The 21,876-nt window shown below is 71.4% G+C and carries 22 protein-coding genes; 17 read left to right on the forward strand and 5 right to left on the reverse strand.

Annotation, left to right across the window (positions count from 1 at the left end; genetic code table 11):
* Positions 1 to 99 precede the first annotated feature (99 nt).
* The 3 genes from ACX80K_RS05290 (at position 100) to ACX80K_RS05300 (ending at position 2,109) form a co-directional block, all read left to right on the forward strand.
* The gene (locus ACX80K_RS05290; RefSeq protein WP_459270831.1) at positions 100 to 525 is read left to right on the forward strand and encodes a ChaB family protein; all 426 of its coding nucleotides are present in this window, start codon (positions 100 to 102) and stop codon (positions 523 to 525) included.
* A gap of 122 nt (positions 526 to 647) precedes the next feature.
* Positions 648 to 1,703 (forward strand): iron-siderophore ABC transporter substrate-binding protein, encoded by a 1,056-nt coding sequence (locus ACX80K_RS05295; protein ID WP_459270832.1) that lies wholly within the window; start codon positions 648 to 650, stop codon positions 1,701 to 1,703.
* A gap of 79 nt (positions 1,704 to 1,782) precedes the next feature.
* Positions 1,783 to 2,109: a PRC-barrel domain-containing protein gene (locus ACX80K_RS05300; protein ID WP_104181331.1), complete on the forward strand. Its 327-nt coding sequence runs from the start codon at positions 1,783 to 1,785 to the stop codon at positions 2,107 to 2,109.
* A 63-nt stretch (positions 2,110 to 2,172) separates the two neighbouring features.
* Here ACX80K_RS05300 and ACX80K_RS05305 read toward each other — a convergent pair whose 3' ends face one another.
* Together ACX80K_RS05305 and ACX80K_RS05310 are read right to left on the reverse strand one after the other, a co-directional pair.
* The gene (locus tag ACX80K_RS05305) at positions 2,173 to 2,442 is read right to left on the reverse strand and encodes a DUF6480 family protein (protein ID WP_104181332.1); all 270 of its coding nucleotides are present in this window, start codon (positions 2,440 to 2,442) and stop codon (positions 2,173 to 2,175) included.
* A gap of 95 nt (positions 2,443 to 2,537) precedes the next feature.
* Entirely contained in the window at positions 2,538 to 2,909 is a 372-nt protein-coding gene (locus tag ACX80K_RS05310) for a hypothetical protein (protein WP_459270833.1), read from the reverse strand.
* A 233-nt stretch (positions 2,910 to 3,142) separates the two neighbouring features.
* Between ACX80K_RS05310 and ACX80K_RS05315 the strand changes: the two genes are divergently transcribed.
* On the forward strand, positions 3,143 to 3,667 hold the full coding sequence (locus ACX80K_RS05315; protein ID WP_459270834.1) for a GNAT family N-acetyltransferase: 525 nt from the start codon (positions 3,143 to 3,145) through the stop codon (positions 3,665 to 3,667).
* An 18-nt stretch (positions 3,668 to 3,685) separates the two neighbouring features.
* Here ACX80K_RS05315 and ACX80K_RS05320 read toward each other — a convergent pair whose 3' ends face one another.
* Positions 3,686 to 5,056: a dihydrolipoyl dehydrogenase family protein gene (locus ACX80K_RS05320; protein WP_459270835.1), complete on the reverse strand. Its 1,371-nt coding sequence runs from the start codon at positions 5,054 to 5,056 to the stop codon at positions 3,686 to 3,688.
* Between the two features lie 152 nt (positions 5,057 to 5,208).
* Between ACX80K_RS05320 and ACX80K_RS05325 the strand changes: the two genes are divergently transcribed.
* The 3 genes from ACX80K_RS05325 (at position 5,209) to ACX80K_RS05335 (ending at position 9,616) form a co-directional block, all read left to right on the forward strand.
* The gene (locus ACX80K_RS05325; RefSeq protein ID WP_459270836.1) at positions 5,209 to 5,958 is read left to right on the forward strand and encodes a DUF7793 family protein; all 750 of its coding nucleotides are present in this window, start codon (positions 5,209 to 5,211) and stop codon (positions 5,956 to 5,958) included.
* Between the two features lie 261 nt (positions 5,959 to 6,219).
* Positions 6,220 to 7,263 carry an NAD(P)-dependent alcohol dehydrogenase gene (locus ACX80K_RS05330; RefSeq protein ID WP_459270837.1) on the forward strand — a complete coding sequence of 348 codons (1,044 nt, stop codon included), beginning with the start codon at positions 6,220 to 6,222 and terminating at the stop codon, positions 7,261 to 7,263.
* A 298-nt stretch (positions 7,264 to 7,561) separates the two neighbouring features.
* Complete coding sequence (locus tag ACX80K_RS05335) at positions 7,562 to 9,616, forward strand: sensor histidine kinase (RefSeq protein ID WP_459271371.1); 2,055 nt, start codon at positions 7,562 to 7,564, stop codon at positions 9,614 to 9,616.
* A gap of 11 nt (positions 9,617 to 9,627) precedes the next feature.
* Here the strand turns inward: ACX80K_RS05335 and ACX80K_RS05340 are convergent, their stop codons facing one another.
* Positions 9,628 to 10,710, reverse strand: coding sequence for an NAD-dependent epimerase/dehydratase family protein (locus ACX80K_RS05340; RefSeq protein WP_459270838.1), 1,083 nt, complete (start codon positions 10,708 to 10,710; stop codon positions 9,628 to 9,630).
* Between the two features lie 137 nt (positions 10,711 to 10,847).
* Between ACX80K_RS05340 and ACX80K_RS05345 the strand changes: the two genes are divergently transcribed.
* The 6 genes from ACX80K_RS05345 to ACX80K_RS05370 all read left to right on the forward strand — a co-directional run bounded on the left by ACX80K_RS05345 (position 10,848) and on the right by ACX80K_RS05370 (position 17,273).
* Positions 10,848 to 11,936 (forward strand): YihY/virulence factor BrkB family protein, encoded by a 1,089-nt coding sequence (locus ACX80K_RS05345; RefSeq protein WP_459270839.1) that lies wholly within the window; start codon positions 10,848 to 10,850, stop codon positions 11,934 to 11,936.
* A gap of 84 nt (positions 11,937 to 12,020) precedes the next feature.
* Complete coding sequence (locus ACX80K_RS05350; protein ID WP_459270840.1) at positions 12,021 to 13,031, forward strand: glutathione S-transferase family protein; 1,011 nt, start codon at positions 12,021 to 12,023, stop codon at positions 13,029 to 13,031.
* 132 nt (positions 13,032 to 13,163) lie between these two features.
* On the forward strand, positions 13,164 to 14,228 hold the full coding sequence (locus ACX80K_RS05355; protein ID WP_459270841.1) for a FecCD family ABC transporter permease: 1,065 nt from the start codon (positions 13,164 to 13,166) through the stop codon (positions 14,226 to 14,228).
* A 143-nt stretch (positions 14,229 to 14,371) separates the two neighbouring features.
* Complete coding sequence (locus tag ACX80K_RS05360; RefSeq protein WP_459271372.1) at positions 14,372 to 15,298, forward strand: FecCD family ABC transporter permease; 927 nt, start codon at positions 14,372 to 14,374, stop codon at positions 15,296 to 15,298.
* A gap of 2 nt (positions 15,299 to 15,300) precedes the next feature.
* Positions 15,301 to 16,227 (forward strand): ABC transporter ATP-binding protein, encoded by a 927-nt coding sequence (locus ACX80K_RS05365; RefSeq protein WP_459270842.1) that lies wholly within the window; start codon positions 15,301 to 15,303, stop codon positions 16,225 to 16,227.
* Entirely contained in the window at positions 16,224 to 17,273 is a 1,050-nt protein-coding gene (locus ACX80K_RS05370; RefSeq protein ID WP_459270843.1) for a siderophore-interacting protein, read from the forward strand. The genes ACX80K_RS05365 and ACX80K_RS05370 overlap by 4 nt, the downstream gene beginning before the upstream one ends.
* A gap of 80 nt (positions 17,274 to 17,353) precedes the next feature.
* Here the strand turns inward: ACX80K_RS05370 and ACX80K_RS05375 are convergent, their stop codons facing one another.
* Positions 17,354 to 18,352, reverse strand: a complete 999-nt coding sequence (locus tag ACX80K_RS05375; RefSeq protein WP_459270844.1) for a diacylglycerol/lipid kinase family protein — start codon at positions 18,350 to 18,352, stop codon at positions 17,354 to 17,356.
* 83 nt (positions 18,353 to 18,435) lie between these two features.
* Here ACX80K_RS05375 and ACX80K_RS05380 point away from each other — a divergent pair, with 83 nt between their 5' ends.
* The 4 genes from ACX80K_RS05380 to ACX80K_RS05395 all read left to right on the forward strand — a co-directional run bounded on the left by ACX80K_RS05380 (position 18,436) and on the right by ACX80K_RS05395 (position 21,852).
* Positions 18,436 to 19,227: an SGNH/GDSL hydrolase family protein gene (locus ACX80K_RS05380; RefSeq protein WP_459270845.1), complete on the forward strand. Its 792-nt coding sequence runs from the start codon at positions 18,436 to 18,438 to the stop codon at positions 19,225 to 19,227.
* Between the two features lie 32 nt (positions 19,228 to 19,259).
* Positions 19,260 to 19,919 (forward strand): M23 family metallopeptidase, encoded by a 660-nt coding sequence (locus ACX80K_RS05385; protein ID WP_459270846.1) that lies wholly within the window; start codon positions 19,260 to 19,262, stop codon positions 19,917 to 19,919.
* Positions 19,920 to 20,006: 87 nt separating this feature from the next.
* The gene (locus ACX80K_RS05390) at positions 20,007 to 20,579 is read left to right on the forward strand and encodes a MarR family winged helix-turn-helix transcriptional regulator (RefSeq protein WP_459270847.1); all 573 of its coding nucleotides are present in this window, start codon (positions 20,007 to 20,009) and stop codon (positions 20,577 to 20,579) included.
* A 130-nt stretch (positions 20,580 to 20,709) separates the two neighbouring features.
* Positions 20,710 to 21,852 carry a glucose-1-phosphate adenylyltransferase family protein gene (locus ACX80K_RS05395; protein ID WP_459270848.1) on the forward strand — a complete coding sequence of 381 codons (1,143 nt, stop codon included), beginning with the start codon at positions 20,710 to 20,712 and terminating at the stop codon, positions 21,850 to 21,852.
* Positions 21,853 to 21,876: the final 24 nt, after the last annotated feature.

The following is a 21,876-nucleotide window of genomic DNA, read 5'->3' on the forward strand; positions in this document are numbered from 1 at the left end:
GGAACGCGCTCGAAGAAGCCCGGCCCCTGCGGTAGCGTGCTCGTACAGCCCGGCCGCCCCGGCAGGGGAGGCACCCACCCGCCCGGAAGGATGCAGCCGATGTCCCGTTTCACCAAGGACGGCAAGGTCAGGGAGGAGACGCTCCCCAGCACGCTGCAACGGTCCGGCGAGAAGGCCCAGGACACGTTCGCGGCGACCCTCGACGCCGCCGAGGAGCAGTACGGCGACGGTGAGCGTGCCCGCCGCACCGCGTTCGCCTCCCTCAAGCACGGCTTCGAGAAGGTGGGGGACCACTGGGAGCCGAAGGAGGAGAAGGGGCCCTCGGACGAACAGGCCGCCGGCGGCGGAGCGGCCGCCCGGCCCACCGCCGGTGGGGTGGACGCCAACTCCTCGAAGCGGCACCTCTACGACCTCGCGAAGAAGCTCGACGTGCCCGGCCGGTCGGGCATGTCCAAGGACGAACTCGTCCAGGCACTGCAGAAGGCCAACGACCGGGAGACGCGGAAGGCACGCGAGGCGCCGTAGGAGTCCGCCCGGGCATTACGCAACAAAAGTATTTCGTAATCGACGAATCCTTAGGCTAGCCTTACTTCTATTCATCCGGAGGCCTCGAGCGAGGCCACGCCCCTTAGAAGCCAAGGAACCACATGGCCCCCTTCCGCCTGCGCAGCCTGATGGCCGCCGCCGCCGTCTCCGTCCTCGCGCTGTCCGCCTGCTCCACCGGTCCTGCCGACGGCGGCGCCGCGGCCACCGGCGGCAGCAGTGCCCCGGCGGACGCCGGCGCCTTCCCCGTCACGATCGAGCACGCCTTCGGCGAGACCACGCTCACCGAGAAGCCCGAGCGCGTCGCCACCGTCTCCTGGGTGAACGCCGACGTGTCCCTGGCCCTCGGCGTCGTCCCCGTCGGGATGCCTGCCGACACCTACGGCGGCAACGAGAACCAGTCCACCCCCTGGAAGGACACGAAGCTCGAGGAGCTCGGCTCCGCCATCGGCACCGACAGCGCGCCCGCGCAGTACTCCGAGACCGACGGCATCGCCTTCGAGGACATCGCGGCCACCGACCCCGACGTCATCCTCGCCGCGTACTCCGGGATCTCCCAGGAGGACTACGACACCCTGAGCAAGATCGCGCCGGTCGTCGCGTACCCGGAGATCGCCTACGGCACCGGCTGGCAGGACTCCACCCGCATCATCGGCGAGGCCCTGGGCCGGGCCGACGACGCCGAGCAGCTGGTGACGGAGACGGAGCAGGCGATCGACGACGCCGCTGCGGAGTACCCGCAGCTCGAGGGGAAGTCGTTCATCTACGGAACCCTCGCACCCGGCAGTGCCGACGGGGTCAGCGTCTACACCGCGAACGACAACCGGCCCCGGTTCCTGACGGAGCTCGGCATGGTCCAGGCCGACGTCGTCACGGAGAACACGCAGGGTTCGGAGGAGTTCTTCATCCCGTGGTCCGCGGAGCGCGCCGACGAGCTCGCCTCCGACATCTTCGTCACCTGGGTGCCCGACGAGGCCACCAAGGGAGCCATCGCGAGCGACCCGCTGCTCGGGCAGATCCCGGCCGTCGAGCGCGGGGCACTGGTCGCGGACAGTGACAACACCCTCACGCTGTCCATCTCGGCCGCCAACCCGCTGAGTCTCGTCTGGGCCCTCGACCGCTTCCTGCCGATGCTCGGCGAGGCCGCGGACAAGGCCTGACGCAGGCACCGATTGCCCTCCGGCCGTATCTGGGCTGGAATGGGAAGCGGATTACTGCTCGTCCTACGAAGGGAACCCGATGGCCCAGTCGGAAATCAACAAGCTCCAGGCGGCAACGGCCTGGGACAGCAACGGCAAGAAGCTCGGCGATGTGAACGACGTGCATCTCGAGAAGGAATCCGGCATCCCCGCGTGGATCACCGTCTCGCTCGGACTGTTGAACTCGCGCAAGCACTTCGTGCCTCTCGCGAACTCGCGCTTCGAGGGCGACGCCCTCTACCTCGCGTGGACGAAGAGCAAGATCTCCGATGCGCCGGGTGCCGCCAGCAGCATCGAGCTGTCGCCGGAGGAGGAGTCGGCGCTGATCGACTACTACGAGCTCCGCGACGGTGCTGACGCCTCCTAGCCCGAGGCGTCAGGGCACGAGGAAGCCCCCTCCCGCCTGGGCGGAAGGGGGCTTCTCCACTGCCTAGAACATCTGGAAGATGCCGACGATGTTCCCGATGATGAAGACCAGGACCAGCAGGACGACGAGGCCGATGACGCCGAGCCAGAGACCGGTGACGCCCTTCGACTGCGTCTTGTCCTCGATGTCCGGCTGCTGCCAGGTGGTGCTGGCTTCGCCCGGCGGCGTCTCGCCCGGGGGGACGCCTCCGCCCGGCTCGAGCCCCGTGAGGTTCATCTCGTCCGGATCCGGATTTCCGGCATTCGAGGGATCGGGGTTCTTTCGTTCGCTCATGCTGTCCTCCGCGTGGTTGACCGGGTGAATCCATTTCACCCTACCGCGCGGATTGTAAGTCTGCTTATCAGTTCTGCGGCGCCTGTCCCACTGGACTACTGGCCGAAGGCCGCGGTGTTTCCGGCGGTGCCCCCCGCTGTCGAATCGAAGGGCTGATCCGCCGCCCCGTGCCCGGGAGCGCCGCCGGCGGGGCCTCCACGCTCGTGCCCCGCCGCCGAGCCGTTGGTCGCGGGCAGCGCGGTGCCCCGATCGCGGGGGGTCCAGGACATCGTGATGTCCACGCCGTCCTCCGAGTCCTCCACGAAGAGGCGGAGGTCCTCGCCGATGAGAGCCTCGTGGTGCACCGGGTCTCCGGCCTCCCGTGCCATGTCCGCGAGGCGGCAGATGGCCACAGCCATGGCGCGACCCCAGTCGTGCGGGTGCTTGCTCGTCGACTTCTCGGTAGCGCTGAATTTCCTGTCGGTCATCGCCATCGTCTTCCTGCCGGGTATGAGGAATGAGAGACCGTACCCTTCGGGTGGAGCCACTGTAGCAGCGCGGTCCGAGGGGGAGAACACACTTCTGCGGGTGAATCCGGCGCCGGGGTGCCGCCCCGCTGGGCGCCCGGCCAGGGGTCCCCGAGCAGGATCCGCAGCACCGGGAGCCGTCCTGCACCACCGGCCGACGGCCGGTCCCCGGGGCCCCGCTGTACCCTCGGTGCATGACGGCTCCCTCCCCGGCATCTCCGGTCCCCGTGGTCGTCCGGCCCGAGCTGCCCGCCGACGCGGATCCGATCCACCGGCTCACCGGACGGGCCTTCGAGGGGCGGCCCTTCGCCTCCGGCACCGAGGCGGAGATCGTCCGGGCGCTCCGCGAGTCCGGCACGTTGACGCTCTCACTCGTCGCGGAGTACGGCGGCTCGGTCGTGGGACACGTGGCGTTCTCCCCGGTGCTGGTGTCCGGGACCGGGGGCGCGTGGTTCGGCCTCGGCCCGATCTCCGTCGATCCCGACCTGCAGCGGCGGGGGATCGGGCGCCGCCTCGTGGCCGACGGCCTCGACCGCCTGCGCCACGCGGGCGCAGCGGGCTGCGCACTGATCGGGGACCCCGCCGTCTATGCCCGCTACGGGTTCGTCTCGGGCGGGCTCACGTACGCCGGCGTCCACCCCGACCTGGTGCAGTACGTGGCGTTCGGCAGCACCGTGCCGCGGGGGACGCTCCTGTTCGGGAGCGCCTTCGACGGATGAGCCTGCCCCCGGTCCTGCTCACCGGCGCAGGGCGGCCCGCGCCGCGTGCCCGATGACCGCGCTGTACGTGGGGTAGGCGAACTTCACCCGCGCGAGCGTCGCGAGGTCCGTGCCCGCCGCCATCGCCGAGGCCACCGCGGTGATGACCTCCACGGCGTTCTCCCCGACCGCGTGCGCCCCGAGGATCAGTTCCCGGCGCCGGTCGATCACGAGCTTGAGGAAACCCTGCTCGCGGTCGTCGATGATGGGGCGCTCGACGGCGGCGTAGGGCACGGTGACGGCGTGGCACTCGGCGTCGCGCTCCCTCGCCCGGGTCTCGGTGAGGCCGACGCCCGCGTAGTCCGGGTCCGTGAATCCTCCCTCGGGCAGGAGGTGGTGCGGCGTGGTGCGCGTGGCACCCAGGACCGCGTTCTCCGCCGCGGTCTCGCCCTCGAAGACGGCCGCCTGGACCAGCATGCTGGTGCCGTTGGCGTCGCCGGCCACGAAGATGTGGGGGACGTTCGACCGCAGGTACTCGTCCACCGGGATGAAGGAGCGGGCGGTCCGGACGCCGGCCGCGTCGAGGCCCAGCCCGGGGAGGTTCGCGGGCCACCCCGCGGCCATCACCACGGCGTCCACCGACCGCGACCGCGGGGCGCCGTCCTGCTGCCAGACGAGGCTCAGGCGGTCGCCCTCCTTCCGGATTGCGTCCACCCCGCTGATGCCGGTCTCCACCTGCACGCCCTTGCCGGTGAACGCGGCCGTGACCGCTGCCGCGACGTCGTCGTCCTCCGTCATGAGGATGCGCGGCGCGAGGTCCAGCAGGAGGACCTCCGACCCCAGCGCGTCGAAGATGGTGGTCATCTGCGCGCCGGTGTGTCCGCCGCCGATGATCCCCACCGTGCCGGGGAGGCGGGGGAGGTCCAGCACCTCGTGCGGCAGGACGGCGTACTCGGCGCCCTCGATGGGGAGGCGGCGGCCGCTCCCGCCGATGCACAGGATGATCGAGGCGGCGGACACCTCCCGGCCGTCGACGGTGACCGTGTGCTCGCCCGTCAGTTCGGCGTCGCCCTCGACGAGCTCGATGCCGAGGCGCTCCATGGTGGGGCCGTAGCCCTTCGCGTCGAGCACGCGGGCGACGGTGGCACGCACGCGCTGCACCGTCTTGTCCCAGTCGACGGACGGCGTGTCCACCACGATGCCGTAGTCGTATGCCGTCCGGACCTCGCGGAACAGGCGCGCGGTCTTCGCGAGCACACGGGTGGGGACGCATCCGGAGTTCACGCACGTCCCGCCGAGGGCCGCGCGCTCCACGACGGCCGTACGCGCCCCGAGTTCGGCGGCACGGGTGGCCGCCGCCATCCCTGCGGGTCCACCCCCGATCACGAGGACATCGAACGTGTAGTCCATGGAAGCTCCTTCGGTCTCTGCGGGCGGCTCGTCCCATCCTCCCCGGATGCGGGCGGTGTCACAACGCACCGCCACCCGGGAGGGGCGCTGGGTATCGCCCGGGCGGTCCTGCGCCTACGATCGGAACTCGGTCTCGACTCGAACGGATGCGGATGCCTGGGCACGCTGGGGAGCGTTCACGCTACACACTGACGGACGACGGCGCCTTCCTGCGCCTGCGATGGGCGGCCGGGGTCACCATCGAGGCGGACGACGTGCGGTCGACCATGGCTGCCGTGACGGCGGCGTCGCCCGCAGGGAGACGGCCGCTCCTGGTGAACATCGGGCTGGTCGCCGCGATCACGCTCGATGCCCGCCGCCTCCTCATCGAGGACACCTGCTCGCTGCGCACGGGCGTGGTGGGCGTCGACGAGGTGGGCAAGGTGCTGACGGCCTTCAACTACCGGTCGGCGACCCCGAGCAGGTACTTCACGGTCGCGGACGAGGCGATCGCGTGGTTGACGGGGAGGGCCGAGGGCGGGGAGACCACCAGCCGGGAGTCGGTGGATCCGGATCCGTTCACGGCCCGGATGGAGGAGGGCCTCCTGCTGGTCGAATGGGACGTGGGCACGAGCGTGACGACCGAGGCGGCGGAGTCGCTCGTCGCCGCCGTCGCCGCCCTCACGCCGTCCCGGCGCCCCCCGATGCTCGCACGCAACAACGACATGGTGTCCCTCACGCACGAGGCGCTGGACGTGTTCGCGGGACGGCTCGACGTCGCCGCGCTCGCCATCGTCGGTCAGGACGGGGACCGGGTGATCGCCACCTACTACAAGCAGCTCCATGCGCCGCCCTATCCCACGAGGTTCTTCGCGAGCGAGGCGGAGGCCAGGCGCTGGCTCGCCCTCCGGCCCGGCTCCTGACCGTCGGCGGAGGATTCGTCCAGCGCGCCCGGGCCCGCGGCACGTACCATCGACAGGGGAGCGTGCCGTCGTCGGGCCGCTCCCTCCGTCAGAGCCCGCTCGTCGCGGCGGACCCCCGAGCCTTCCCGCCCGCCCGCCCGCCCGTCCTCGTCGGTGCCCTGACGCTCCCGCCCGCCGGACCGCGCAGACCTCCGCCGGGCGATCTGTCCAGACCCACGGCGCGCAGCCCGCACGCCGCCCCCATCCTCCAGGAGGAACCGCATGAGAACCGTTCAGGCCTACGCAGCCCCGTCCGCCACGGATCCGCTCGTCCCCACCACCATCGAGCGGCGCGACGTCGGCCCGACCGACGTGCTCATCAAGATCGCCTACGCCGGCATCTGCCACTCCGACATCCACACCGTCCGCGGCGAATGGGGCCCGCAGCAGTACCCGCTGACCGTCGGCCACGAGATCGTCGGGGTCGTCGAGGAAGCCGGAGCCGAGGTGACCCGGCACAAGGTCGGCGACCGCGTCGGCGTCGGCTGCATGGTCAACTCGTGCCGGGAGTGCGCCAACTGCCGGCAGGGCGAGGAGCAGTACTGCCTGAACGGGAACATCGGCACCTACGCCGGAGTGGACCGCGACGGCACGATCACGCAGGGGGGCTACTCGACCCACATCGTGGTCGTCGAGGACTTCGTGCTGTCCGTCCCGGAGAGCATCCCCTACGAGGCCGCGGCACCGCTGCTCTGCGCCGGTATCACCACCTACTCCCCGCTCTCGCACTGGAACGCGGGACCCGGCAAGAAGGTCGCCGTCGTCGGACTCGGGGGACTCGGGCACATGGCCGTCAAGATCGCCTCCGCGATGGGCGCCGAGGTCACCGTGCTGTCGCAGAGCCTGAGCAAGCAGGACGACGGCAAGCGCTTCGGCGCCGAGCACTACTACGCGACGAGCGACCCCGACACGTTCAAGCAGCTCGCGAGCAGCTTCGACCTCATCATCAACACCGTGAGCGCGAAGATCGACCTGGACGCCTACCTGTCGCTGCTCCGCCTCGACGGGACGATGGTCAACGTCGGTGCTCCCGCGGACGCGCTTCCCCTGCACGTGTTCACCCTGTTCAACCAGCGGCGTTCCTTCGCGGGCTCGGGGATCGGCGGCATCCGCGAGACGCAGGAGATGCTCGACTTCTGCGCGGAGCACGGGATCGCGCCCGAGATCGAGGTCATCGCCGCCGACGCCATCAACGAGGCCTACGAGCGCGTCCTGTCCTCCGACGTGCGCTACCGCTTCGTCATCGACACGGCGACCCTCGGGTAGCCTGCCGGCACAGCCGGCCCTCGGGGCGGCACGGGGCGGGGAACCTTCGGGTCCCCGCCCCGTGCGGCGTCCAGGCCCGGTAAGGCCCGGGCAGGCCCGGTAAGGCCCGTGGACGCACCCCCGCCGGCCCCGTCCGCCGCACGGGGCCGGCCGTCCGGCTCGTGTCGGCCGGGAACACCCCGGGTTGCGGGAGGCAGCACGTATGCTGTGCAACGGTGGCCGGTTCCGGCTGCGCTGCCGGTCCTGTCCCGATCGTGACAGGACATGGTCTCTCGGAACAGGTAGTGGGGTGGGGCGCATGCACGTGGTCGCGCGGAAGCTGGCGGCGCTGCCTCCGGTGTCGCTCCACGTGCTGTTCGCCGTCCTGCTCGCGGTGGCGGCTGTCTTCGGTCGCCACACCAACCTCGAGGCGTCGGGCCTCGCCCTCGTCTGGCCCGCCGCCGGCATCAACTTCCTGTGGGGACTCTGGGCCTCGCGGACCCGGCAGGATCTCGCCCTCGCCCTGGCCGCGACCCTTCCCATCGTCGCCTCCGTCAACCTGGCCACCGGTCTCAGCCCGGCGCTCGCGATCGCGGTCGCCTTCGGCAGCATGGTCCAGACGGGCGTGGCCGCCGGACTCTTCCGGCGCCTGGTGCCCACCCTCACCGTGCAGTCCGTGGGGGACTATCTCCGGCTCGGCACGGTCGCCCTCGTCGCCTGCTCGGTGGGCGCCCTGTTCATCGTGGTCGGCAGCGCCCTCGAAGGCGCGACCGAACCCGCCGCGGCCTTCATCCCCTGGCTGGTCCGGCATTCCGTGTCCCTGACGGCGCTGGGATCCCTCGGCATCGTGCTCGCCACCAGCATCAGGGCCCGCGCCGAGGGCGAGGTGCACGCGCCGATCGCCGGCGCACGCCGCGCGGAGTACGCCCTCCTCGTGCTCGTCTCGGTGGTCCTCTACGTCACGACCTTCGGCTCCGCGATGGCCCTGCCGGTCGCCTACGCCACCATCCCGGTCCACATGTGGGCGGGGCTCCGGCTCCGCGCGGGATGGGCCATGCTGCACGGCCTCGTGAGCGGCGCCTTCCTCCTCTTCTTCACCCTCGGGGGACTCGGACCGTTCCAGGGGCTCGGACCGGGCACGGCGGCGTATGTGGCACAGTCCTTCATGTTCATCGCCTTCTCCCTCTCGGCGATCCTCGCCCTCAGCATGGACGAGCGGCGACGGCTGATCACACGCCTCTACCGCGCCACGGACGAGGCGAAGGCGGCCGCGGAGCTCCGTGACCTCGTCATCGACAGGATGAACGACGGCGTGCTCGTCGCGGGGCCGGACCACCGCCTGATCTTCCAGAACGAGGCGAGCGAGCGCTGGCTGGGGCCCGACACCGCACGGCCCGGCGAGGTGTGGCGGCGGGACTACGAGGTCACCACCCCGGCGGGCGGGCCCCTGGCGCAGGCCGACAACCCCCTGACCCTGGCGCTGGAGGGTACCGTCACGGAGCGCATGGATCTCGATCTCACCCACCGTACGGGCGCGGTGACGCATCTGTCCGTGGACGCCGTCCCCCTGCCCGGCGGGCGCGGCGCAGTGGTCGTCATGCGCAACGTGACGGGGGAGCGCGTGTACCAGCGCGATCTCGGCCGCTTCGCGTCCGTCGTCGCGCACGACCTCCTGACGCCGCTCACGGTCTTCGACGGCTGGCTCGAACTGCTCGAGGACCCCGACCTGCCGCCCGCCGAACAGCGCGCCAGTATCGAACGGCTCCAGCAGGCGAGCCTGCGCATGAGGACCCTCATCCGCAACCTCCTCGCCTACAGCCTCGCCAAGGAGGAGCGGCTCACCGCGTCGAGGATCGACGTCGGCCGGGTGGTCGAGGGGATCATCGACCTGCGGACCGCCCTGCCGGGCACGCAGCTCCCCGACGTCCGCTTCATGGTGGACGCGCCCGATCCGGTCTACGCCGACGAGCGGCTGTTCCTGCAGCTCATGGAGAACCTCGTGGGCAACGCCATGAAGTACGGGAGGAAGGACGGCACGGGCGAGGTGACGGTCGCGACGACCGTGGACGCCTCGACCGGCAGGACGCTGGTCCACGTGCGGGACAACGGCATCGGTGTGCCCGAGGGCGATCTCGAACGCGTCTTCGAGGAGTTCCACCGCTCCGAGAACGGGCTCGTGCAGGCCTCGGGGACGGGCCTGGGGCTCGCCATCTGCCGCCGCATCGCCGAGGCGCACGGCGGATCCATCAGCGTGCGCAACGTCGGGGAGGGCGGCGCGGAGTTCACGATCGGCCTGCCGGGCACGCCGGACCAGTTGCCCGAGGGCATCCCGCTGGTCGGCGCCGAGCACGCCCCGCAGGTCTCGACGGCCTGACCTCCCGGGGACTAGGCCTCCGAGCGCGGGTACAGCTTGGGCGAGCCGCTCTGGCCCCGGCCTCCCCGCATTCCCGCCAGGACCTCGGCCAGGGCATCGCGGGACGAGTGCGTGGCCTCCCACCCCAGTTCGGTGCGCGCCCTCGAAACGTCCATCACCGGGCTCAGCGCCGCCAGGTCGATCCAGCCCGGGTCGGTGCGCTGGATGCGGAGCCTCCAACTGGCGCCGACGATCCAGCGCAGGAGGCGCACCGGGAATCCGATCACGCGCCGGGCGCCGAGCAGATCGGCGAGGCGTTCCGGCGTCAGTTCGGGCTCGGCGGCGACGTTGAAGGCGCCGGAGGCGCGGCGCACCACGACCCGCCAGTAGGCCTCCGCGATGTCCTCGGCATGCACCGCCTGGAAGACGAAGGATGTCGGGATCGGTAGCACGGGCAACCGGAGCCCGCCCAGGAGGATCTTCGGCACGAGGGGACCGAGGAAGTAGCGGCCGATCTCGCTGCCGGCCCGGCCCTGGAAGATCAGTCCCGGTCGCAGCCGTGCCACGGGGATCTCGGGGTGTTCCTGTTCGAACGCGTCCAGGAGCCGTTCCTGGTCGGCCTTCTGCCGACTGTACTGGGAGGATCTGACGCCCCCGGTCGGCCAGGATTCGTCCTTCCGGTCGCCCTTCTCCGCGGGGGAGTAGGCGGCGACGGAGGAGGCGCACACGAAATGACCCACGCCGGCGCCGGCCGCCGCACGGAGCGCGTTGGCCGTACCGGTGACGTTGGTACGGCGCATGGCGGCCTCGTCGCGGTTCGGCTGGATGGCCCACGCGAGGTGCACGACGGCGTCCACTCCGGCGAGCGCGACGGTCAGGGCTTCCCTGCCCTCGTCGGTGCCAACGTCGAGGGCATGCCAGTCGACGCCGTCGTACGGCTCCTGCGTCGTGTCGGGAAGGGTGCGGGCGACGGCGGTGATGGAGAGCCCGCCCGTGTCGTCCGACGTGTCGTAGCCGGAGCGCTGGATGGCCTCGCGGTCGGCGGCCGCGCGCTGGAGCCGCGCGAGGACCGCCGTGCCGACATTGCCGGTGGCTCCGATGACTGCGATGCGCATGGGTTTTCTCCTGGGCAGGGGGTGCCGCCGACGACGCGCCGATCGGAACTGGACTACTAAGTAAGCTTATGGTGCAGTTGGAGCAGACGTACAGCAGCAGGAACGCCCCTTTTCGGGGCCCGACCCCGGAGGTATCCGTGAGCAGCAACAGCAGGGTGCGCAGCGAGCCGCAGAGCGACGCCGCGAAGAAGGCGCAGAGCGCCCCCGATCCGAATGATCCACGCAAGCCGGACGATCCCAAGGACGTGAAGAAGCCGGCCTGGAAGTACGTGTTCAAGCGTTCCGTCAGCGAGTTCGGCAAGGACCAGTGCACCGACCTCGCAGCGGCGCTGACCTACTACGCCGTCCTCGCGATCTTCCCCGGCATCCTCGCCCTGCTGTCCCTCCTCGGGCTCTTCGGGCAGGCGCAGAACACCACGAACCAGGTCCTGGAGATCATCGGCCAGTTCGCCCCGCCGGACACGCTCGACACGATCAGGCCCACCATCGAGGGGCTCGCCTCGAACCAGGCCGCCGGCCTGACGTTCGTCATCGGCCTCCTCGGCGCCATCTGGTCGGCCTCCGGCTACGTCAACGCGTTCTCCCGCGCCATGAACCGCGTCTACGAGGTCGAGGAGGGCCGCGGGTTCCTCAAACTGCGCCCGCAGATGCTGCTCATCACCGTCATCGTCCTCGTCCTGATCGTGGCCATGGGCCTCATGCTCGTGCTGTCCGGACCGGTCGCCGAGGCCGTCGGCAACACCATCGGCCTGGGTAGCACCGCCGTGACCATCTGGAACATCGCCAAGTGGCCGGTCATGCTCGCCTTCGCGATCATCATGATCGCCGTGCTGTACTACGGCGCCCCCAACGTCAAGCAGCCCAAGTTGCGCTGGATGAGCCTGGGCGGTTTCATCGCCCTCGTCGTCCTGGCGATCACCACGGCGGCGTTCTCCCTCTACGTGGCCAACTTCGGCAGCTACGACAAGACGTACGGCGCCATCGCCGGCGTGATCGTCCTGCTCCTGTGGATCTGGCTCGCGAACCTCTCGCTCCTGTTCGGTGTCGAGTTCGACGCCGAGATGGAGCGTGGACGCCAGCTGCAGGGCGGCATCGAGGCGGAGGAGACCATCCAGCTCCCCCCGCGCGACACCAAAGCCGCGGAGAAGAAGGCCGAGAAGCACCTCAAGCTCGTCCGCGAGGGGCGCGAGCTCCGCGAGAAGTACGGGCGGGAGTCGGCGCAGTAGCAGGCCGGCCCGACCACTCCTCCAGGAGGCCCGGACGTGTCCACGTCCGGGCCTCCTGCGCGTCCGCCGTCCTAGACTGGCAGCATGACCGACACCGAGCAGGCCGAAACCTCCGAGCACAGCACCAGGGGGTCCTACGTGACCACGGGCGAGGAGTTCACGCGGGACACCCAGTACATCGAGACGAGGATCACGCGCGACGGCGCCGACGGCTACCCGGTGGAGGCGGGACGTTACCGGCTCGTCGCCGCCCGCGCCTGCCCCTGGGCCAACCGGACCATCATCGTGCGCCGCCTCCTCGGGCTGGAGGACGCGATCTCCCTCGGCACGCCCGGGCCCACGCACGACAGCCGGTCCTGGACCTTCGACCTCGACCCGGACGGGCGCGACCCCGTGCTCGGGATCGAGCGCCTGCAGGAGGCCTTCTTCAAGCGCGACCCGGACTATTCACGCGGCATCACCGTGCCGGCGATCGTGGACATCACCACCGGTGCCGTGGTGACGAACAACTTCCCGCAGATCACGCTCGACTTCGCCGGCGAGTGGAAGGACTTCCACCGCGAGGGTGCCCCCGACCTGTACCCGGAGGCGCTCCGCGCGGAGATCGACACCGTCAACAGGCGGGTCTTCACTGAGGTCAACAACGGCGTGTACCGCTGCGGCTTCGCCGGATCCCAGGACGCCTACGAGGCGGCCTACGACCGGCTGTTCACGGCGCTCGACTGGCTCGAGGAGCGGCTGACCTCCCAGCGGTTCCTCGTCGGGGACACCATCACCGAGGCCGACGTCCGCCTGTTCACCACGCTGGTGCGCTTCGACCCGGTCTACCACGGCCACTTCAAGTGCAACCGCAACAAGCTGACGGAGATGCCCGCCCTGTGGGGCTACGCCCGCGACCTGTTCCAGACCCCGGGCTTCGGGGACACCATCGACTTCGAGCAGATCAAGCAGCACTACTACATCGTCCACGAGGACATCAACCCCACCCGGATCGTGCCCAAGGGCCCGGATCTCGCCGGCTGGACGACCGCGCACGGCAGGGAGGCCCTGGGTGGACGGCCCTTCGGGAACGGCACGGCGCCGGCCGCAGCCTAGGCCGGCGAAGGGCCGGAGTGCTCTCCTTCCGGCCCTTCCGGCGCCCCCGATTAGGGAACAAACCCGTTTCTTAATTGTTCCAAGCGTAGGCTAGCCTTACTTCAGACCGATCGACCGTCTGAGGGAGGCACCATGGCAGTCCAGGCCTCCGCCCTGCGCCCTGGTCCAACCGGTGGCCCGGCTCCCGTCCGCCGCCGGTCCTCCACCCCGCGGACCCTCGCGAAGCTCGTCCTCACGGCGCTGGTGCTGCTCCTGTTCTGCCTCGCATCCCTCACCATCGGTGCCCGCTCGGTCGGCGTCGGCACCATGCTCGACGCGGTCACGGCCTTCGACCCGTCGAACGGCGACCATGCCGTCGTGCTCTCCCGGGTCCCGCGCACCGTCGTCGGACTGCTCGTCGGAGCGGCGCTCGCCTCCGCCGGCGCCGCCCTGCAGGGTGTCGCCCGCAACCCGCTGGCGGATCCCGGCATCCTCGGCATCAACGCGGGCGCGTCGCTCGCCGTCGTCGTCGGCATCTACCTGTTCGGCCTCGGCAGTGCGTCCGGCTACATCTGGTGCGCGTTCGCCGGTGCCGGTGCGGCCGCGCTCGTGGTGTACGCCGTGGCGAGCCTCGGGCGGGAGGGCGCGACGCCGGTGAAGCTCGCGCTGGCCGGCGCGGCCCTGGCCGCGGGCCTCGGAAGCCTCACGAACGCCGTGCTCGTCTCGAGCCAGGAAACGCTCGACGCCTTCCGCTTCTGGCAGGTCGGCACGCTGTCGGGGCGCGGGTGGGACGTCATCGGCGCCGTCGCCCCGTTCATCCTCGGAGGCCTCGCGCTGACCCTCGCCACGGGCAAGGTCCTCAACAGCCTGGCCCTGGGCGACGACGTGGCGCGCGGCCTCGGCCAGAACGTGAACCTCGCCCGGGGCGTCACGGCCCTCGGCGTCGTGATCCTGTGCGGTGCCGCCACGGCCGCCGCCGGTCCGATCGCCTTCGTGGGCCTCGTCATCCCGCACATGGTGCGGCTCGTCGTCGGCGCAGACTACCGCTGGATCCTGCCGTTCTCGGCGCTCCTCGGGCCCGTGCTGCTGCTCGGCGCGGACATCCTCGGCCGGGTCGTCCTGCCGCCCGGCGAGGTGCAGGTGGGCATCATGACCGCCGTCGTGGGCGCGCCCTTCTTCGTCTGGCTCGTGCGGCGGCGCCGGATGGCCCACCTGTGAGCACGTCCCTCGACCACGCCGCCGCGGCGCCCGGACGCGCGCCGCGACCCGCGGCGGGGCTCGCCGCCGGCCGGGCCCGCGCCCGCCGGAGCACGGGGAGGCGCGTGGCAGCGGCGGCCTTCGTCGTCGTCGCGCTGTTCGCCATGAACATCCTCCTCGGCTCCTACACCGTCACCGTCCCGGACTTCCTGCGCATCCTCGGCGGCGCCGACATCCCGGGGGCGAGCTTCATCGTCCTGGAGAACAAGCTGCCCCGGGCCGTGATCGGCCTCCTGATCGGCGTGGCCTTCGGCATCGCGGGCGCCGTCTTCCAGACCATGCTGCGGAACCCGCTGGCGAGCCCCGACATCATCGGCATCAGTTACGGCGCGAGTGCGGCCGCTGTCACGGCGATCGTGCTGTTCGGGGCCGCGGGAGCCGCCGTGTCCGTCTCGGCCCTGCTCGGTGCCCTGCTGGTCGCCGCGGCGATCTACCTCGTCTCGCGCCGCGGGGGAGTGGCCGGCTACCGGCTGATCCTCGTCGGCATCGGATTCGCCGCAGTGCTGCACGCCCTCGTGAGTTTCCTCCTTACCCGCACCGACCTGCGCACGGCGAGCGAAGCGGTGCTGTGGCTGGGCGGATCGCTCAACTCGAGCACCTGGGACCGCGTCACGGTGCTGGTCGCCGCCCTCGTGGTGCTGCTGCCGGCCGTCGCGGTCCTCTCGCGCAGCCTCCGCGGCCTCGAACTGGGGGACGACGCCGCAGCGGGCCTCGGGGTCCGCGTCGAGGCCTCACGCCTGGGGCTGCTGTCCACCGCGGTAGCCCTCGCAGCCGTCGCCACCGCAGCCGCAGGGCCCGTCGCCTCCGTCGCGTTCCTGTCGGGCCCGATCGCGCGCCGCCTGCTCGGCAACCGGACGTCGCTGACCATGGCGGCACTCGTGGGCGCGGTGATCGTGCTCGCCGCGGACTTCGTCGCCGCGAACCTCGTCCCCGGGACATCGCTGCCCGTGGGTGTCGTGACCGGCGCACTCGGCGCGCCGTTCCTGCTGTGGCTGCTCGCCACCGCCAACCGCTCAGGCCAGGGAGGCTGACCATGGCTCACCGCACACCGGTCGATCCGGGGGCGGCGGACACCCTGTCCGCGACGGGCCTCACGCTAGCGTATGGCGAGCGCACCGTCGTCGAGGGACTCTCGGTCGAGGTGCCCGCCGGCAAGGTCACCGTGATCGTCGGCGCCAACGCCTGCGGCAAGTCGACGCTGCTGCGCGGGCTCGCACGCCTGCTGAAGCCCGTCGCGGGCACCGTGGTGCTCAACGGCACGGACATCGCCACGCAGTCCACGAAGGCCGTCGCCCGCGTGCTCGGCCTCCTGCCGCAGACACCGGTGGCCCCCGACGGCATCACTGTCGCGGACCTCGTCGGCCGGGGCCGCTACCCGCACCAGGGCTGGTTCCGCCAATGGACGCCCGACGACGACGACGCCGTCTCGAGCGCGCTCGAGGCCACCGACACGCTGGCCCTCGCCGACCGCACCGTGGACGAGCTGAGCGGCGGGCAGCGCCAGCGCGTCTGGATCGCCATGGCCCTCGCCCAGCAGACGGGCATCCTGCTGCTCGACGAGCCCACCACCTTCCTCGACGTCACCCATCAGGTGGAGGTGCTCGACCTCATCACCGATCTCAACCGGCGCTCCGGCACCACCGTCGTCATGGTGCTGCACGACCTCAACCTCGCCGCGCGGTACGCGGACCACCTGATCGCCATGCGGGAGGGCCGGATCGTCGCCGAAGGCGTGCCGTCCGCCGTCGTCACCGAGGAGACGGTGACCGGCGTCTTCAACCTGGACTGCCGTGTCATCGAGGATCCCGTGTCGGGGACGCCGATGGTGATACCGGTCGGCCGGCACCACGGCGCTCCTGCAGCCATCACGACCACCGCGCCCGTTCCCGGCTCCCAGCCGGTGCGGGGCTACCGACCCAATCCGCAGGACACCGTTCCCGCACGAGTGGAGGCATCATGACCGACGCGACCCGGACAGCGCGGCGGACCGCCGCGGACACCGAGCCCATGGTGCTGGCGTTCGACGTCGCCGTCACGGCCGTCCAGGACCTCACCGCGAACTTCCGCCGCATCACCTTCGGCGGCGCGTGCCTCGAGGCCTTCGGCGTGGCGGGGGACACCCTCGACCTCCGGATCAAGATCGTCATCCCCTCCGCCGGACGCCCGTGCCCGGACCTCGCCGGGATGATGGCGGGCGGCGCCGCGTCCAGCTGGTACCAGCTGTGGCTGGGCATGGCTGCCGAGGACCGTGGATCGATGCGCACCTACACCGTGCGCGAATCGCGCTGCAGCGGCCCCCGGCCGGAGATCGACGTCGACTTCGTCCTCCACCTCGACGAGGACGGACGCGGGGGGCCCGCCTCCGAGTGGGCCGCGGCGGCCCGCCCCGGCGACCGGGTATGCATCATCGGCCCGAACTCCTCCGCCGCACAGTGCGCGACGGCGGGCGCCTACGGCGGGATCGAGTGGAGCCCGGGTCTCGCCCAGCACGTGCTCCTCGCCGGCGACGAGACCGCCGTGCCCGCGATCAGCGCCATCCTCGAGGCGCTCCCCGCGGACATCGGCGGGCACGCGTTCCTCGAGGTACCGGACGGCCAGGACATCCAGCACATCGGCACGCGTTCCTCGGTGGGCATCACCTGGCTCGCCCGCGGGCAGCGCCCCCACGGAGAACTGCTCGAAGCCGCCGTCCGCGACGCGGTGCGGGTGCCGGGCTGGGTGTCGCTCTCGGGAGCCGGAGCAGCGAGTGGTGGGAGCGAGCCGGAGGACGTCGACATCGACAGGACCATCCTCTGGGAGACACCGCAACTGCTCGAGGCGGCGATCGTGCAGTCCACCGTCAACCCGGGGCGCCCCTCCGGCACGCAGCCCTTCTACGCGTGGATCGCGGGGGAGGCGGCCGTGGTCCGGGGACTGCGCCGCTACCTGGTGCGCGACGTGGGGGTGGACCGGAAGCAGGTCGCCTTCATGGGCTACTGGCGCAAGGGGCGGGCCGAACTGGCCTGACGCGGCAGGTCCCCGCCCGGCCCCCCGGACGGGGGTCCGGGCAGAGGGCCGGCCCTCTGCCCCTGGCGGAGCCCCGCGGATCAGGGCAGCGGTTCGCTCACGACGGCGGGATCCTTGTAGCCGAGCGGCATCCGCAGCCGGAGGGAGTCCGGCTTGACCTCGAAGGCCATGTGCGTCGCCTTGCCGAGCGGGTCGCCGTCGAGCTGCACCTCGAGCGGTTCGCGCAGCGTGATCTCGGCCGTGCGGCACTGGAAGTACTCCAGGGAGGGGTCCTTGCCCTTGCCGCGCGTGAACAGTTTGCCGGCGACCGCCAGCCACCCCAGCTTGCCCTTCGGGGCCACGGTCATGAGGTCCATCAGGCCGTCGTCGATCCTGGCGCCCGGGAAGATCTCCAGGCCGCCCATGATCTTGCCGCAGTTGCCGCCCATCACGCTGCGCAGGCGGCGCTCGAAGGGCTTGCCCCCGTTCACGGAGATGGTGGTGCGGGAAGGCTTGCCGGGCAGGTTCCTGATCCCGGCGTCCACGTAGGCGAGCCAGCCGACCTTGTCCTTCAGGTCGTCCCGCGTGTCCGACATGATCGCGGCGTCGTAGCCGATGCCCGCCATGACCAGGAACACGTGGGCGTCCTGCGCACGATCCACCGTGACATGCACGACGTCGATGGTCCGCTCGGTGCCACGGAACGCGGATTCGACGGCGGCATCCGGGTCGTCGACGGCGATGTCCAGGTTCCGGGCCAGCAGGTTGCCGGTGCCCAGCGGCACGAGCGCCATCATCGTCCCGGTCCCCGCGAGCTCCTCGGCCACGCACCGGACGGTGCCGTCCCCACCGGCCGCGATGACCAGGTCCACCCCGGCCTCGAGCGCTTCGCGGGCCTGTCCGTGCCCGGGATCGTCCGCCGTGGTCTCGATCACCAGGGGTTCCTGCCACCCGTCCTCGGCGGAGATGCGGCGCACCGCGCCCTCGACGTCGACCGTGGTCGCCTTGATCGGATTGACGATGAGCGCGGCGCGACGGCCGGCCGATCCCGTGTCCGCGACCGTGTCGGTGGTCGGTCCGGATGAAGCGTCGGTGGGCATGGTGTCCTTCGGAAGGGGTGTCGACGGGTGGCTCCGCCGAGCCTATCGCGGCTGCCCCCGCGACCGAGGGTAATCTTTGGGACGTGAACTTCTCGCAGCGTTACGTGGCCCTCGGCGACTCCTTCACCGAGGGGGTGGGTGACTGGGACCCGGCCTCGCCCAACGGCGTGCGCGGGTGGGCCGACCGCGTCGCCGAGCAGCTCATCCTCGCGGACCCCTCCTGGGGCTATGCGAATCTCGCGATCCGCGGGAAGAAGATGCGCCAGATCCTCGACGAGCAGGTCGACGCCGCCCTGGCGCTGCAGCCCACGCTCGTGACGATCTACGCGGGCGCCAACGACATCCTGCGGCCGCGCATCGACATCGACGCGCTCATGGCGCACTACGACGACGGCATCGGACGGCTCCGCGACGCCGGCACCGACGTCGTGCTGTTCACGGGCTTCGACGCCGCGGGCTCCGCCGTCTTCGGGAAGACCCGCGGGCGCACCGCCGTCTACAACGAGTGGGTCCGCGAGATCGCCGACAAGCGGGGCGCCGCGATCGTGGACTACTGGCGGCTGCGCGAGTTCCAGGACTGGGGCTACTGGGACGTCGACCGGATGCACATGTCCACCGCCGGGCACACGCTCATGGCCGCACGCGTGCTCGAGGCCCTGAACGCGTCCCACCGGATCGACCTGCCGGAACTCGGCACCCGCCCCGTCCTGCGGCGGACCGAGCAGCTGCGCGCCGACGCGCAGTGGGCGCGGGAGTACCTGAAGCCGTGGGTCGGGCGACGCCTGCGCGGCGTCTCGTCCGGTGACGAGCTGACCGCCAGGTACCCGGCGCCGGTCCACCCCGACCGGACCTCCACGGCTTCCGTGACCCCCTGACCGTCGACTCCCGACGGGCGGACACGGAGCCGATGACCGAGGGAAGCGGCGGCCCTGCCGGCACGGAACCGGTCGTGCTCGAGTACCCGCTCCGGGGGCACTTCCGGGCGCGCAACAGCCCCGCCCGCCGGGTACCGAGCCACGGCACCCACCTCATGGGCACCACCTACGCCATCGACCTCGTCCCCGTCGACGCGCGGGGCCGGGTGGCGGCCCGCAGCTGGCGCACCCTCCTGGCCACCGAACAGCCCGGGGACTTCGTCGGATTCGGCGCACCGGTCCTCGCGCCCTCCGCCGGCACGGTCGTCGTCGCCCACGACGGCGAGGACGATCACGAGGCGCGGAGGTCGCAGGTGACCCTGGTGGCCTACCTGGCGGGCCAGGCGCGGCGGATCCAGGGTGGGGCGGCAGCGATCGCGGGCAACCACGTGGTCATCGCCATCGGACCGGGCGGACCCTTCGTGCTGGTCGCCCACCTGCGCCGGGGCTCGCTCCGGGTCCGGGTGGGGGAACGGGTCGTCGCGGGCCGGCCGCTGGCCGAATGCGGAAACTCCGGCAACAGCACGCAGCCCCACGTGCACCTCCAGGTCACGGACAGCATCGAGTGGGACAGTGCACGGGGCCTGCCCCTCGCCTTCCGGACACCCACGGGCACCGAGCTGCCGGCGGAGTCGCAGATCCTCCTCCGCTGACAAGCACTCCCCGGGGGGTGGTGCAAGCCGGTGCCGCTCCTCCCCGCGCCCCTCGGCGGCCGGGAAACGGTGTGCCAGAATGAGCGGATGGCGGCGCAATGGCTCACATCCGACGAGCGGCGCGCATGGCTGGCACTGTATGCGCTGACGTCCCTCGTCCCGGCGCACCTCGATGCGCACCTGTTCCGGGAAGCACGCATCACCCTCTTCGACTACCACGTCCTGGCGATGCTCTCCGAGTCCGAGGGCACGTGCCTGCCCATGAGCGAGCTCGCCGCCCGCTCGACGGCGTCGCTCTCCCGCCTCAGCCACGTGGTGAAGAAACTGGAGGCCCGCGGCTGGGTGGACCGCCTCCCCTCGCACTCCGACGGCCGGGTGACGACGGCGTCCCTCACGACCGCCGGTCTCGACATGCTGACCGGACTCGCGGTGTCGCACGTCGCGCAGGTCCGTGCCACGGTCTTCGACGCCCTCGACGGGAAGGACGTCGCCGACCTCGAGCGGGTGGGCCGCAAGATCCTCCGCGGGATGGACGGTGCGCACTGGATCCTGTCCGACGGCGAGGAGCCCGGCGAGGAGACGGCCGCCGGCCCCGCCCGGGAGTCCGGCACGGTGCCCGCGGCGGGTAGCGGGACGGGCGCCGCACCCCCTTCGCCCTGAGCCACCGAACCCCGAGCCTCCGCAGCACCAGCCGGCACCACCGAGCACCACGCAGCACCAGCCGGCACCAGCCGGCACGACCGAGCACCACGCAGCGCCGGGCCACGCCCCGGGCAGGACAGGACGTCAGATGCACGAGCACGCGCAGTTCCGGCACCAACCCCGCATTCTGGCGATCGTCCTGGCGGGCGGGGCGGGAGGTCGCCTCGGCGCCCTCACCGATCACCGCGCGAAGCCGGCCATGCCCCTCGGCGGCAGTTTCAGGCTCATCGACGTCGCCCTGTCCAACCTGCACCACAGCGGGATCTCCGATGTCTGGATCATGGAGCAGTACCAGCCGAAGACCATCAACGACCACCTCCGCAACGGGCGCCCCTGGGACCTCGACCGTACCCGGGGCGGCCTGCTGGTCCTGCCGCCCTTCAGCGGCAACGAGGGTGCCGGCTTCGCCGACGGGAACGCCGACGGCCTGCTCCGCCAGGCGTCCTTCATCCGGGACTTCGCCCCGGACCTGGTCCTCGTGCTCAGTTCGGACCACCTCTACCGCCTGGACTACCGCGACGTCGTCGAGACCCACCTCGGGACGGGCGCGGACCTGACGATGGTCACCGTCGATTTCGACGGCGACGCCTCCTCCCACGGGGTGGCGACGGTCGCCGACGACGGCCGGGTCACCGGCTTCGCCTACAAGCCGGAGGACCCGCCCACGAGCCTCGTGGCGGCGGAGATCTTCCTCTACACCACGGCCGCGCTCCTCGACACGCTGGAAGTCCTGCAGGACACCGAGGACGGCCTGGGCGACTACGGCCACCACCTCGTGCCGCACCTCGTGGAGCGGGGCACCGTGGTGGAGCACCGGCTCGAAGGGTACTGGCGCGACCTCGGGACGCCGGTCAACTACCTCCGCGCCCACCTCGACCTCGTGGACGGCACGGGCCTGGACCTCGCCGACCCGCGATGGCCCATCCTCACCGAACCCCCGCAGCTGGCACCGGCCTTCATCGGCGACGGCGCCGTCGTCGCCGATGCGCTGATCGCACCGGGCTCCACGGTCCGGGGCACCGTCCGCAGGAGCGTCATCGGCTCCGGGGTCATGGTCGAGGCCGGCGCCGTCGTGGAGGACTCGGTCCTCCTGAACCGCGTGCGGGTCACCGCCGACGGCCGGGTCCGCCACGCGATCGTCGACTCGGACGCCGTCGTCTCGGGCCCCCGCGAAGGCACCGGACCGGACCAACCCGCGGTCGTCGACCGGGACGGGCGGATGAGCGACTGACGTGTTTTGGTCGAGCCGGATCCA

The organism is Arthrobacter sorbitolis (assembly GCF_054510995.1).